We start from the raw sequence: 14,303 nt of genomic DNA, 5'->3' as shown, positions 1-14,303 counted from the left end.
GCGCGGTGCCGAACAACGGCCCGCTGAGGACCGCACCCGCCGGCACACGCCCCGCCCCGGTGTCGGTCGGACCCGAGCGCCCGGCACGCGCTCACCGCACCGGGGTGGGCAGCCGCAGCGGCGGGCCGACCGACAGCTACTCGCTGGCCCTCCGCGCGACGGCACTGGCCAACACGCAGCTCGAAGACCGTACGGACGCGCAGGCACTGCTGGCGGAGGAGCCTCGGTTCCGCGATGTCGTCACGGAAGCCGACCTGCACACACTGAGAGTGGCCGGGCACCGCTTGCGCGAGGTGTTCCAGACCGTGGCAGCCGGCCATGAGCGGCAGGCGATCGACCGGCTCAACGGCCTGCTGGCCCGGTATCGGGTCCGGCCGATGATCTCCGGCACCTGCGCGGTCGACTGGCGTATCCACGTCGCCGCGTCCGGCACCCCTGTAGTCGAGTACCTTGCCACCGCCCTGTGGGGACTCGCTGTCTGGCTGTGTGAACGGGGCATCAACAGGCTCGGCGTCTGTGCGGAACCCCGATGCCAGACCGCGTTCCTCGACGACAGCAGTAACCGACGCCGCCGGTTCTGCTCTGACCGGTGTGCCACCCGCAACCACGTACGGGCCCACCGCGCCAGACGTCGTGCCACCCACCCCCGACCGCTGCCCGCCCCCGTGCACAGCCAGCAACGTCACACAGTAGAAGAACCCTTAATGCCATGGAATAGCAATTGCCTATGATGGGCAACTGTGCAGACCTCGACCGGCACTCCGCGTCCGATCACCCGTTACGGCACCCCTGTGCTGCATTGCCGCTGTGCCGAGGTGACCGACTTCGACGACGCCCTCGCCCAGCTCGTCGCCGACATGTTCGCCAGCATGTACGCCGCCCACGGCGTCGGTCTGGCCGCCAACCAGATCGGCGTCGACGCGCGGATCTTCGTCGTCGACTGCCCCGACGCCACCGGCACCCACACCATCGCCACCGTCATCAACCCGGTTCTGCACCTACCCGAGCACCGCGAGCTGGTGACCGACTCGGAGGGCTGCCTGTCCGTGCCCGGCCAGCACGCCGACCTGGCCCGCTGCGCCACCGCCACCGTCACCGGGTTCGACATCCACGGCCAGGAGATCCGGCTGGACGGCACCGGCACCCTTGCCCGCTGTTTCCAACACGAGGTCGATCACCTCGACGGCCTCGCCTACGTCGACCGGCTCCCCACCAAGCTCCGCAAGGAGATCCTCGCCGCCAGCGCCGAACACCCGGGCGTCGGCGCGGGCACGGCGCAGGACGCCTGACCGATGCCGGTCGTCCTCGGCATCGAAACCTCCTGCGACGAGACCGGCGTCGGCATCGTCGCCGACGGCGTCCTGCTCGGCGATGCCCTCGCCACCAGCATGGACGAACACGCCCGCTTCGGCGGCGTCGTACCCGAGATCGCCGCCCGCGCCCATCTGCACGCCGTCACCCCTATGGTCCGGCACGCCCTCGACCGCGCCGGGATCGGCCTCGGCGACATCGACGCCGTCGCCGCCACCGCCGGTCCCGGGCTCGCCACCGCCGTGCAGGTAGGCCTCGCCGCAGGCAAGGCATACGCCCTCAGCCTCGGCGTACCCCTCTACGGCGTTCACCACCTCGCCGGTCACGCCGCCGTCGACACCCTCGAACACGGCCCCCTACCCCGCCGCTGCGTCGCACTCATCGTCTCCGGCGGGCACACCTCACTCCTCCTACTGGGCGACCTCGCACGTGACCCCGTCATCCACCTCGGCGACACCGTCGACGACGCCGCCGGCGAAGCCTTCGACAAAGTCGCCCGCCTCCTCGGCCTGCCCTACCCCGGCGGACCCGCCATCGACCGCATCGCCCGCGACGGCAACCCCGACGCCATCAACTTCCCCCGCCCCATGACCAGCCGCCACGACCCGCCCTACCAATTCTCCTTCTCCGGTCTCAAAACCGCCGTAGCCCGCTGGATCGAGAAGAACGCCGACCAGCCCGTACCCGTGCCCGACGTCGCCGCCTCCTTCCAGGAAGCCATCGCGGACACCCTCACGCACAAAGCCCTGGCCGCCTGCCGCGACCACCGAGCGGACACGCTGCTCCTCGTCGGTGGTGTCGCCGCCAACAGTCGGGTGCGGCACCTCGCCGAACAACGTGCCGCAACCGCCGGCGTGCGGCTACGCGTACCATCGCCTCGACTCTGCACCGACAACGGCGCCATGATCGCCGCCGTCGGCGACCTGCTCGTCCGCGCGAACGTCGCGCCGGACCGACTCGATCTCAGTGCCGACCCTTCCGCAGCCCTACACGGTGCTCTCCTCAGAGGCCCACGCAGAGGCCGACCTGTCTGACCGCTGTCACCGCTCGGGCCGGTCCGCCTCATCCTGGGGCCGATCCACCAGGGGTGCCGTGTCGCGTTATCACCAGGCCCCTCCTAACACGTCGCGCTGAGCAGGGACTGCACAGATTCTTCTACACGTCCCTGACGCGACGAAGGTCAACCAAGTAACCGGATTTCCTAGGATGCTCCATGAGGTGTGCAGTTATGCTGTGAAGTAGGAAATCCAGGCATCCTACGGTGGTATCGCCACGGCCGCACACGTCGCTTGCAGAATCGCGTTAGTAACCACCGCACTTGACGATCCCAACGTCGCAGTGCCGTATTGATTGGAATCACATCCACGTAATCGAATTCGGGTACGAAGACCGCGCGGTGATCCCTGCTGTCTGGCAGCAGTGGACCCGCTGCGGCGAGAACTCGCGTGGAAGACGCTGCTATCGAATAGGATCCATAGCCGCAGATGAGGCGCGTCGCACCGACGTAACTCGCGGCGGCGCGCACGTCTTCCTCGAAGGCGCGGGCTCGTCGTTGCCACCCCTGTGACGGAGGGGTGATGGGGCACCTGAGACACGAGGCGGAGGTAGGTGGCTATCGTGCCGCCGCCGAGCGCGCCGACGACCTGGCCCGCGTCCGTACCGGCCTCGGCCGTCTCCTCGGCGCGCCGGCCGATAGCATTGCACTGGCCGTGCACCTGTTGCCACCGCTGCCGGGTGGTCCACCGCTCGTCCGCCGTCCTGCGGCGGTGGGCCTGCTTTGGCCCAGCATGAGCTGTGGGCGGTGACCTCTTTGCGCACGGCCTCGGCGAGGTTGTGCCACAGGTGCCAGCGGTCGGCGACCTGCAACGCGTCGGGCAAGGCGCGGCGGACCGCATCGGCGTAGGCGCCGGAGGAGTCCCGACATACCACCTCGACACCGAGTGATCGCGCAGCCACGTTTCTGGCGTTGCGGCCTTGCGGTCGGGCAGCACGTCGATGCGTTCACGGATGACCGCGTCGATCAGGACGGTGACGTATCGCTGACGTCGCCGCAACGCGAAGTCGACCACCCCACGCACCCGAGGCACCCGCCTGCGGGTTCGGATCTGAGGTCAAGGCCGCAGCGAGCAGCCTGGGGGAGTGGCGACAGGCAGCGAAGGAACTCACCGATGCCCACCGTGAGGCGCACCATCACCTGCACCTGTCGGAGTTCGCCGACGCCGTGGCAGCGCGTAGCGCAGCCCTGGCCAACCCCGAGCTGGCCGAACTGCAGGAACGAATCGACGCCTTCGACAGCGAGTACAACAAGATCGCAGGACGAGTGCAGGACCCCACACTGCTCACGGCCGCACACGAACCACCACCGGACGTCGAGGGCAGCGAACAGGCCTACCAGACCGCGAGGCAACGTGCCACCGAACTGCATGCCCAGCGCGGCCTTGCCGTCCGGCAACACGACCGACTGAAGCAACTGGGCCCCGACCTGGTCAACGCCCTCGCCAAATGGAAGCCCATCCGCGCGGAGTACGAGATCGCCAACCGGCTCGCCCAACTCGTCGAGGGCAAGAGCACCGACAGCAATACCCGAATGACCCTCTCCACGTACGTGCTGACCCACCGGTTCCGGCACGTCGTGACGGCCGCGAACACCCGCCTCGGACAGGTCACCCACAACCGCTACCTGCTGCGCCACGTCACCGAGTCAGACACAGGCCGCCGCGCCGGGCGAAACGGTCTCGGCCTGTCCGTCATCGATGCGTGGACTGGCCAGGAGCGCCGCCCGGCCACGCTCTCGGGCGGAGAGACTTTCCTGGTCTCGCTGTGTCTTGCCCTCGGCCTCAGCGATGTCGTCTTGGCCGAGGCAGGCGGCACCCAACTCGGTAGCCTGTTCGTCGACGAGGGCTTCGGCAGTCTCGATCAAGAGGCGCTCGATCAGGTGCTCGACACGCTCGACGCCCTGCGCTCCGGTGGCCGGACCGTCGGACTGGTCAGCCACGTCGCGGAACTGCGCAGGCGCATACCGTCGCGCCTACACGTGCGCAAGACAGCGACCGGCTCATCCGTGGTCGTCGAGGCTCAGGTGCTCGACTGGGATCATCATGGGACCGCTGTTCCGCCCAGTCGAGGCCGGCCACCAGTTTCAACAGTGTGGTCGAGGGATGGGAGGCAAGTCGCTGCGCGCTGCTTGTCGACAGGAGTTGGTCGATGCTTGGCGAGGCAGTGGTGCTACGACTCCTTTACTCGGCCGGATTATGCTTGGAGCGACCTGGACAAACATGCGCGAGCATGCCGCTGGGCCACCGGACTACTGGGGGTCAAGGGGTCGTCGGTTCGAATCCGGCCGTCCCGACGCAGCTCAGAGGGCATATCTTATCGATGGATATGCCCTCGTCCGCGTTCTGGGGACCAGGATCGGTCAAGCTGGCGGCGGCTAGCGCATCTTGACCAGCGGTCAAGCCAAGGTTGGTCTTGGTGCCTGCCGATTGTTTCTTCGCATCGTTAAGGCTGCTCGCAAAGCGGGCTGCGCCGGCAGGGCACAGCGACATCCTTCCAGCTCACCGTCAGGGCAAGCCATCTCAGATGTCACCTATCGGTGCAGCAGACCCGACCCCCACACACCCACCCCACTACCACCCACCACCAACGGCCCCCACGGCCTCCACACCGACTACATCCTCGCCAACCACGCCCTCCTCAACACCGCCACCGTCATACCCGGCACCTACCAAATCCACATCCCACCACCTGGCCCTCCGACCACCGCCGCATCAGCTGCACCCTACGCATACACCCCACCCGACAGCACAACACGCAGGAGCAGGCATGACTGACATCGCGGACTGCGGCGGAGGTGAGATGCTGAATCCCAGCGGCAAGGTTCAGAGGGTGATTCGAGAGGTTTCGTCCGCCGAGAGTTTGGCCGCAGCTTCGGGGTCTGCTCGGTGGGCTTAATGGCCGCTGTCAAAGGTCCGCAGTCTTACCCCCGAGCGGGCGGTGGGACAACCGGAGCAGGTGGTGCAGTCCTGTCGGCCGGGGCGGCTCGTGAGTGCGTCGCCGACAACAGTATCGCCGCGGCGAAGAACGTCACCACCTTGCCGATGGCCAGCGCGAGTGAGGTGGTGGAAAGCCAGCTCGGGATTAGCTCGACGAAGGCCATGTATCTGTAGCGGCCGGAGCCGCCAGGATCCGCGTAGAGGAACGCGCCGGTGAACCACCCTGGCGTGATGCAGGCGGTGCACAGCACGATCGAGAACAGCGCCCAGGCGGCGGTCACGGCCGTTGACCCAGTGCGCGAGCCTGCGAGATAGCACCACACGCCAAAGACGATCATGAGCAGACTCACGATGACGGTGATGACCACAGCGAACGTCATCGGCCCTGTGGGAGGACTGCCGGTCATGCGATCGAACTGCTCGTTGATTGATCCGATCACAGTAGCGGCGACTACCGCCACGACGATGCCCATGGCCGCACTCAGGAAGGCGAGCACACTTGCCCAGACCTGGCCTCGGGAGCGGTGCGGTGGCGGCAAGGGCCTCGTCATGCGAAGGATAATCTCACTTGAGTGAACTGCGTCACCACTGGTAGATCGGCCAGCGATCGACGGGATGCCCTGGGCTAGGGCCAATACCGGTCACTTGCAACTCCAAACTCTTTGGGCGGTGGAGTCGGCGCCAGCAGATGATGGCGCAGGCGAGGGTGAGGAAGGCTTGGTGGATGTCGTCGCGGATTTCCCAGCGGATGCGTAGTCGGCGGAACCAGTGCAGCAGGGCGATGGTCTGCTCGACGACCCAGCGTCGGGCACCGAGTCCGGAGCCGTGTCCTGTGCCGCGTCGGGCGATGACCGGGGTAACGCCCTTGGCGCGAAGTTGGCGGCGGGAGCAGTCGTAGTCGTAGCCGCGGTCGGCGTGGATCCTCTTCGGTCGTTGCCGTGGCCGGCCGCGGGTGCCTCTGATCTGGGGGATCTTGTCGACCAGGGGCATGAGCTGGGTGACGTCGTGGCGGTTGCCGCCGGTCAGGGCGGTGGCGAGGGGGATGCCGCCCGCGTCGGTGATGACGTGGTGTTTCGAGCCTGGCTTGCGGCGGTCGACCGGGCTCGGACCGGTTTTGGGCCGCCCTTGAGCGCCCGGACGTGGGCCGTCGATCACCGCCCGGGACATGTTCAACTGCCCGGCGGCCCGCAGTTTGCCCAGCAGCACCTCATGCAGTCGCTGCCACACCCCGGCGTCGTTCCAATCCCGGAACCTGCGCCAACACGTCATCCCCGACCCGAAGCCAAGTTCCTGGGGCAGGTACTCCCACGCGATCGCGGTGTGGAGCACGAACAGGATCCCGCACAACACCTTGCGGTCATCCAGAGGCTTGCGCCCCGGACAGCGGTACCGCCGTGGCTGACGGGGTGGCAGCAGAGCTTCGGCCTCAGCCCACAACTCGTCCGAGACGATCCACGGCGGCTGCTCACCCCTCCTCAGTGAAATACACGAAAGTCAACCAAACCAACTCCACCAAACCCGGGGAACATCAAACCCTCCGGCAAACCGGGGGAACCTCAGAACCTGGTGGAGTCGCGAGTAGTTACAGCGGCGGCCAGGCGTTGACCAGTAGTTGGCGGAAGTGCGCCGGGAACCACTCCCCGAACGGGGGTGCCGCCGGCATCGCGCCGGTGGGCCACGTCGAACCGCGCGGCGGGAGGTAGTCCGGATCGCACAGGGGCTCGTACGGGCGGCCCGTACCCGGGCGGGCGCTGGCGCCGTCGGACTCGCCGGGCGGCTTGACCCAGACGTAGGCGTCGATGCCCAGCTCCGGCGCGGCGGTCGGTCGCTGGCCGAGACCGGTGCCCACCTGATTGCACCAGTTCCCGACCACCGTCCGCCGGTCGAGCCGGCTGCCGTCGACGTAACGGTTCACGTCCCACGAGGTCGCCGGGCCGGTGGGTCGGTTCGGGCCGCCCCAGCCGTTGCGGGAGGTGTCCACCACCACCCCCACCTGCGGGGAGAAGCCCGCTGCGATCAGCCGGTCGCGCATGTGCAGTGCATAGGGGATCTCGTCGACGAACGGGTTCCAGTCGACCCACTTCGACTGGTACACCGGCTGACCGGCGACCACGTCGTCGACCCGGAAGTGCTCCTCGCGCAGGACCGAGTAGTTGGCGGTGTTGGCGACGAAGCCGTGCACGTCGGCCAACGTGCTGCCGCCGTTCGTCGCGGCCTGCGCCAGCAGCGCCGTCAACGGGTCGGCGTTGTCCGCCCAGCCGGTCTCACCGTGGTGGCTGATGTCCAGGTACGAGTAGACGTTGGGGATGGTGCCGAGCCGGGCCAGGGCGTACCCGATCCCATCGAGGTAGGTGCCGCGCGCCTTGACCTCGTCGCAGGCCGGGGTGGCGTTGTAGCGGGGGCTCACGTTGACCACGAGGTTGGGCAGCGAGTTCGGCTCGACGAAGGTGACGATCCGCAGATTGGCGTAGCGGGCGTCGGCGAGGATCTCGACGATCGGGTCGACGAACTCGGTCCGGTAGCGGGCGATGTCGCCGATCGACAGTTCGCCGGGCGGAGCCCATCGGCCGCAGTCGCGGGCCGGCAGGTCGTAGAGGGTCAGCTGGACGAGGTCGGCGCGCTGCGCCACGGCCGCGTCCAGGTGCTCGCGCAGACCCATCATCCCGTCCTTGCCCTCGATCCGGGCGATCCGGTCCAGCCAGACGGCGGTCGGTTGGCCGGCGACGGCGTCGCCACCGGGCTCGGCGGCGGCGCGGGCGGCCCACTCCGGGTCGACGTAGACCTGCGCCCCGACGTACGGGTTGTCCATCCTGGTAGGCGGATCGGCCGCGCTGGCCGGAGCGGTGCCGACGAGCGCCCCCAGGACGAGGAGGGATCCGGCGGCGGCGATAACCGCGCGGACCCGGGTGGACACGCGTCCGGACGCTGACATGTTCATGCTGGCTGCTCCCTGGAGAACGCGGCCCAGCGCCGGATGGTGGCCTGGGGCGTGCGGCCCGGCTCCGTTGCTCCGGCCGCACCGTTGCATGGTCGGCGGCCGCTCGACATGCATTTATGCATTTCGATCTATTGTCGCATCATCCCGCCGGGTCGAGCAAGGCTCCCGCAATCGAGGACACCGGGCAGTGCGCCCAGGCGCGAGATCACCGGACGCGACGTGTGACCGTCTCGCCGGCCGGGTCGGGAGTCGGTCGGTCTCCCAAATAGCTTACCGACCTAGCAAGGCACTACTAGTCGATCACGGCCGGGCAAGCTGTTGTCAGGATGGTGCCAGAAGTTGGACGCCGGCTGGGGATGGCCCGGAGCCTGTAAGGGCAGCGTTAGAAGAGCATCCGCCCGACAGGAGCCACCGCATGGATGAGATGGTGATCAATGCCCAACAGTTGGTGAAAATTTGCTACGTCTCGCAGACGACGGCCATCCCGCCGGTCGCCGAGGATGGGCAGGCCGGATGGGCCACGGGGTACGTGCTGACCCGCTGTCTGCAGTATGAGCTGTCGGACATTCGGTCCCGCCACGCTGGCCACGCTGACCGCCCAGTACCCCTCGATCGACACCTCCACCACAAGCGCCGGCTCAGTAAGGGTGGCCGAACGTCATCACCGCACACGAGGTGGCACGCAAACGGCACTCATCACCGCGTATCCGCGTCGAGTACGCCACCGGACACCCCAAAAACTGGCGGAGCCTCGGCCGCCACCACGGCCGACGGGAGTCCTTCGACACCACCATCCGCATGATCGCCGGCCTCCTGTCCGAACACCAACACGCCGACCTCAGCGAGAACACCACCCGGCGGCATAAGGCACTGCCTGCAGCACCCCACATTTGGTGAGACGACACTCATCGTCGTACGACCGACTGTGCACAAGGTCGTTAGCGAGACACCTGAACGTGCATCACTCGCAAGATGTGTGAATCAGACGCCCAATTCATGCCACCGGGCCTACCTGTGACCGGCAAGATCGCACCGTCCACTATTGATCGCGTCGTGCAATCATTTGTCTCTCCGAGGGGGATTCGTGTCAGGCCGGTATTGCCGTGGCCGCACACGTCAGGACCTGGGAATGTGTCTCGATGGGCCGGTGCCGCAGGAGGCGTGTATTAATCCCGGCACGCGGCTGGTTCATTGCGCAGCCCATGCCTTGCCAGCTCGGTTTCTTTAGGTGAAACGAGGAACGATGATCGTCGTCATCAACAGTCGCGCAACCTGGGCCCCTTACGTTCTCTTCGAAAAGCGCGGGCATGCCGCCGCAGCACCCGCACCTAGCGATAATCTAAACTGGGATCCGAGCGGCGGGGTGTTCATTCACTACCGCGGTGGGGCGCGTCCCATTGGAGGTGACTATCCGACTGAGGAGGATTGCCTCCGGGATATCGCCGAAGTGTACGAAAAGCACACCAGCGATGACGAATTCGAAGGGGACATCGGCTACAATTTTCTCATCTGTCAGCACGGCAACGTGTACCAGGGTCGGGGATACGAGCGCGGTGAGGCTAACGCCCCCGGATACATCGGCGACTTGGGCCGCAACGCCGGCTACTACTCGATCTGCGCCCTCATGCGGGCGAACCACACCGCGACAGAGCCTCTGCTGCGCGCATACCGGTCGCTGATCCAGCATCTCCGTGAGGAAGCGCCCCGGGAGGCCGGCACTCAGATCTGGCCACACTCCCACGAGTATGGGACCGATTGCCCCGGGCCTCTCCACATGTATGCAGAGCCGGGGTCGACGATCGATCCGGCAGCACCATGGACCGGGCTCGGCGACATCCATGTGTACGCAGCCCAGAAGTGGGTGAACGCCACCTACCAAAACGCCTCCGGATACATCCCGTGCCCAGAATCAGGGAAGACCGGATGGTCCACAGTGCTCTCCCTCACCCAGGCGCTGCAGCACGAGCTCGGAATCTCCCCCACGGTCCAGAACTTCGGCCCCGGCACGTTCGACGCTGTGAAGCGGCGCAACCTGCAGCCGAGTCTCGAGATGAACGGCAACCTCATCCATATCTACAACAGTGCCCTGTTTTGCAAGGGGTATTGGGCTTCCACTGCCTATGCTCACTGGAGTACGGACTCACAGATGTCTCTTGAGCGACTCTATGGCGACGCCGGGCTGACGCACAGCGACCATGACGTGAGCACGATGTGGCCGCACATCGTCAAGGCCCTGATGCGGATGGACCAGTTCCGGCTAGTGCCGGGCGGCGACAATAACGTCCGGAACATCCAGAAACAGCTCAATTCACGCTACGTCGCCGGTGTCCGCATCCCCGCGATGGGCTTGGTTCCCTGCGACGGCATCTACTCGCGAGACGTCCAACAGGGCTTGATGATGGCGATCCAGCACGAGATTGGTATCCCACTCGACTCTATCAATGGATACTTCGGTCCCGGCACCCAGTCCGGCCTGAAGGGCACGGGATCGGGAACGCTCACCGGCGATCTGAGGTACCTGTTCCGCTCGGCGTGCTACTTCAACTCGCCCACCATGTTGCCGGGCGATCCCCAGGTGCCGCTGATGTACCGCCCGGAGGACATCGGCACCGACAGTCTGACCAGCACCCATCTGAACTGGGTACGGGCGTTCCAGCGTTTCTCGCAGATCCCCGTGACGGCGCACAATGACTACACGACCTGGGCACAGTTGCTCGTCTCCAGCGGTGACACGGACCGGCCCGCCACTGGGTGCGACTGCATCACCGAGATCACCCCCACCCGCGGGGCGGCACTAAAGACCGCCGGTTACCAGATCGTCGGGCGTTACCTCGACGAGCACCTCCCGCCCACTGACCGCGACTACATCGGCAAAGCTCTCAAGCCCGGCGAGCCGCAAACCATCCTCAACGCCGGACTGAGGTTCTTCCCGATCTTTCAGTACAACGGCCAGGAACTGAGGAACTTCACGTACGAGAAGGGGTTCGACCAGGGTTGGATCGCCCATCAGAAGGCGATCGAATACCGTATCCCGACCGGTACCTGCATCTACTTCGCCGTCGACTACGACGCTATGGATTCCGAGATCGACAGCAACATAAAGCCGTACTTCGAGGGCGTAAAGACGGTCTTCGCCGGTCAGGGTGACCGATACACCTTTGGCGTCTACGGATCGCGCAACGTGTGCACCCGCATCTCACGTGAGGTCGGGGCCAGTTGGTCGTTAGTCTCCGGCATGTCCTGGGGATTCTCGGGCAACCTCGGCTATCCACTACCAGAGAACTGGTCGTTCAACCAGATCAAGGAGTACACGTTCCAGCCCAACTGGGGACTGGACCACGATGTGTGGCGTGGTGGAAGTGACCCCGGCGTATCCGCCCTCAGCGATTAGTTTGGGTTTCATATGGTCACCAGACGCAGCCTCCTCGGGGCCGCCGCCGGCACCTGCGTCCTCGCTCTCGCCCCAGGGCTCCGGCAAAGTCGTCGGGTGATGCCGAGCTGCCTGAATGGATAAACATCGATCGATCGGAGGTCACCGTCGAGGCCCACGACGCAGCGGTGTTGACCGCGACGATCACCATCCCGCCATCGGCGAGCAAAGGTGAGCGGTACGGTGCGATCTGGGCACAGGTTGCCTCTTCGACGGTCGGGGCCGAGGGTAACCTCCAGCAGATCCGCCGGGTGGGCATCCGCGTCTATCTCGACGTCGGACCGGGAGGCGACCCACGGTCGGACTTCACCATCGCAGAGTTGGTCCCCGGGCGCACCAGGGACGGTCTCCCAGTGGTCAGAGCGAAGGTCAAGAACACCGGCGAACGGGCTCTCGACCTCAGTGGGAAGCTCCAGCTCGCCGAGGGGCCGGACGGCATCTCCGCCGGGCCGTTCCCCGTTCAGATCGGCACCACGGTGGTACCCGGTGACACCGCAGACGTGGAAGTGCTGCTCGGCAGCAAGCTGCCGGACGGCCCGTGGCAGGCCACCCTCAATATGGAAAGCGGTCGGATCCACCGTACGGTGACTGCGGAACTGACCTTCCCGGACGAGCACGGCACCTGGGGGTTGCCGGCGAACCTGGCGAAACACCTCCCCTGGATGGCCATCGGGATTGTCGCAGCGCTCGTGGTAGCAGTCCCGATGCTCGTCTTCGTCCGCAGTCGGTTGCGGCCGGTGCACCAGACGGCGACATGACTGGCGCGACGGTTCGGACTCGGACGGCGACGTGCGAAACGGAGGGACTTCCTGTCCGGCAGTCCCGACGCGGTTCAGAGGGCTGATCCAGAAATCGGGTCGGCCCTCTCGCCGTTCTGGCTGCCGATACACTACGGCGCCCCGAGTGTGACCGCGACGGCGTGCACCGTCCGATGTGGGCGACTATCCGAAGGGGACGCCGCGTGCCGTGGGAGCTGGAGATCCATACGATCGACATCGGTGTGGGCGAGGCCAGCCTGATCATCGCCGAGGATCCGGCGGTACCCGGCTCGCGCAGGTCGATCCTGATCGACGGCGGGCTGTCGGCGGCCGCGGCCTTGACGCACCAGTATGTCGTCGCCACCCTGCCGCCCGGGACCGGTCCGGATGTACTGCTGGTCACCCACTACGACAAGGACCATTCGCACGGGATCTCCAGCCTCCTGTTCGCCGACAACCTTTCCGTCCTGTGCGACACGGTGGGAGCGATCGTCGGGGCACTGGTCGGCGGTGGTGCGGCGCTCACGCAGGAGGAGGCCGCGGCCAAGACGGCCTGCGCGACGGTCGGCGCGCTGTACGGGTCGTGGGGGGCGAACGTCAACTCCATCGACGCGACGGTGAACGCCCTCACCGCGGCGACCGTCAACCTTCTCAACCCGGTTCAGGCCGCCGAGCGGGGAGTGGCCAGGGCGGAGGCGGTCGGGGCCGGCTGGGGCGGCCACGTCACGTTGATCACCAGCAAGGCCTGGCGCAAGGACGCCGGTCTGGCGGCCGGCGCGGCCGTGGCGGCCCTGCTCGCCATGGCGAACCCACCGACCGTCGCCCAGGTGCGGGCAGCGGTCGCGGCCGCCGTGTTCCCGGGACTGGCACGGACGGTCCCGAGCGATGGACGGTTCGAGACGGGCGGAATCTATCGCAACACGCGGATCGTCGACATCGGCGATGCGCGCACCGCGCCCGCCCCGTATGCGAAGGCGGTCGAGGGTGAGCTGGTGAGCAGCACGTCGGTGCACCTGCAGATACCCGGCGTGAACCGGCAGCGGACCGGGTTCGCTCCGACGCTGGGCGACGAGCTGTTCTGGAACGGCGTCGCACCCCCGGTGGCCCCCGCCAACGCCCCGTACGCGGTCCTGGTCTCGGGTCCGGTACCGCATTCCGGGGCGATCGCCAGCGTGTGGCAGGGGGTCGGGGTGGCGCCGCAGGTCATCCACGCCGGGCAGCTCGACAACAGGATGAGCATCGGCCTGGTCGTGCAGTTCAACGACTTCCGCTACTTCACCGCCGGTGACCTGCCCCTCGAGAGCGAGGATCAGCTGGCGACGGCGCTGATGGTGGCGGGGCAGCCGCTGCCGGACGGTGCCGGCGGCCTGCTGCCGGCGCTGGCGGCAGCGCCCTGGGTGACGGCCTTCAAGGCCAGCCACCACGGTGCGGAGACGTCCACCAGCGCCAACTTCCTGAACTTTCTGGGACCGAAGACCGCGATCATCTCCTGTGGCCGCGAGTACGGACACCCGTTCCAGACGATGATCGACCGGCTGGAGGATCCCAACACCACGATCGAGTTCTACTTCCTGACGAACTGCCGCTTTCCCCGGGTGGGCATCCGGGCGTCGCCGGCAGCCGACCGGGGCCCGGCCCGGGTGCCGGGGCCTGCGTACGCACAGAACGTGGCACTCAACTGGTCACGTATCTCGGGCGACAACAACGACAACAACGGTGCCCTCGGGCGGGACAGGGGCGACATCGTCCTGCGGATCAACCAGGCGGGTAGCACCGCGGCGGTGGGGCACCGGACGTACACCACGACGTACTGGGAGCACTATCCGACGGCCATGGCCGCCGCCGGCCCGACCGTGGTGACGACCCAGTGGTGA

The 14,303-nt window shown here is 66.8% G+C and carries 9 protein-coding genes and 2 pseudogenes; 7 read left to right on the top strand and 4 right to left on the bottom strand.

Annotation, left to right across the window (positions count from 1 at the left end):
• The first annotated feature begins 5 nt into the window (after positions 1-5).
• From O7625_RS26110 to tsaD, 3 genes are read left to right on the top strand one after another with little or no spacing between them, the layout of a single operon-like run.
• The gene (locus O7625_RS26110) at positions 6-731 is read left to right on the top strand and encodes a CGNR zinc finger domain-containing protein (RefSeq protein WP_282342385.1); all 726 of its coding nucleotides are present in this window, start codon (positions 6-8) and stop codon (positions 729-731) included.
• 9 nt (positions 732-740) lie between these two features.
• Positions 741-1,289, top strand: a complete 549-nt coding sequence (def, locus tag O7625_RS26105) for a peptide deformylase (protein ID WP_282342383.1) — start codon at positions 741-743, stop codon at positions 1,287-1,289.
• 3 nt (positions 1,290-1,292) lie between these two features.
• Entirely contained in the window at positions 1,293-2,345 is a 1,053-nt protein-coding gene (tsaD, locus tag O7625_RS26100) for a tRNA (adenosine(37)-N6)-threonylcarbamoyltransferase complex transferase subunit TsaD (RefSeq protein ID WP_282342381.1), read from the top strand.
• Between the two features lie 672 nt (positions 2,346-3,017).
• On the opposite strand, the pseudogene O7625_RS26095 reads toward tsaD, so the two are convergent.
• Positions 3,018-3,401 (bottom strand): annotated as a pseudogene (locus O7625_RS26095) (transposase); the annotation flags it as partial.
• Between the two features lie 131 nt (positions 3,402-3,532).
• Here O7625_RS26095 and O7625_RS26090 point away from each other — a divergent pair.
• Positions 3,533-4,813, top strand: a complete 1,281-nt coding sequence (locus O7625_RS26090; protein ID WP_282342379.1) for an SMC family ATPase — start codon at positions 3,533-3,535, stop codon at positions 4,811-4,813.
• 474 nt (positions 4,814-5,287) lie between these two features.
• On the opposite strand, the gene O7625_RS26085 is transcribed toward O7625_RS26090, so the two are convergent.
• The 3 genes and pseudogenes from O7625_RS26085 to O7625_RS26075 all read right to left on the bottom strand — a co-directional run bounded on the left by O7625_RS26085 (position 5,288) and on the right by O7625_RS26075 (position 8,241).
• Positions 5,288-5,800, bottom strand: coding sequence for a hypothetical protein (locus tag O7625_RS26085; protein WP_282342377.1), 513 nt, complete (start codon positions 5,798-5,800; stop codon positions 5,288-5,290).
• Positions 5,801-5,984: 184 nt separating this feature from the next.
• Positions 5,985-6,755 (bottom strand): annotated as a pseudogene (locus O7625_RS26080) (IS5 family transposase); the annotation flags it as partial.
• A gap of 130 nt (positions 6,756-6,885) precedes the next feature.
• On the bottom strand, positions 6,886-8,241 hold the full coding sequence (locus tag O7625_RS26075) for a glycoside hydrolase family 6 protein (RefSeq protein ID WP_282342375.1): 1,356 nt from the start codon (positions 8,239-8,241) through the stop codon (positions 6,886-6,888).
• 1,243 nt (positions 8,242-9,484) lie between these two features.
• On the opposite strand from O7625_RS26075, the gene O7625_RS26070 reads away from it, so the two are divergent.
• From O7625_RS26070 to O7625_RS26060, 3 genes are all read left to right on the top strand, one after another.
• Positions 9,485-11,632 carry a glycoside hydrolase domain-containing protein gene (locus O7625_RS26070; protein WP_282342373.1) on the top strand — a complete coding sequence of 716 codons (2,148 nt, stop codon included), beginning with the start codon at positions 9,485-9,487 and terminating at the stop codon, positions 11,630-11,632.
• 170 nt (positions 11,633-11,802) lie between these two features.
• A complete protein-coding gene (locus O7625_RS26065; RefSeq protein WP_282342371.1) occupies positions 11,803-12,429 on the top strand; it encodes a hypothetical protein in 627 nt (208 codons plus the stop codon).
• A 203-nt stretch (positions 12,430-12,632) separates the two neighbouring features.
• Positions 12,633-14,303 (top strand): hypothetical protein, encoded by a 1,671-nt coding sequence (locus O7625_RS26060; RefSeq protein ID WP_282342369.1) that lies wholly within the window; start codon positions 12,633-12,635, stop codon positions 14,301-14,303.

This window comes from Micromonospora sp. WMMD714 (assembly GCF_029581315.1).
GTDB classification, from domain to species: Bacteria; Actinomycetota; Actinomycetes; order Mycobacteriales; family Micromonosporaceae; genus Micromonospora; species Micromonospora rifamycinica.
Note: the sequence above shows the minus strand (reverse complement) of the source record. Positions and strands in the feature narration are given on the sequence as shown.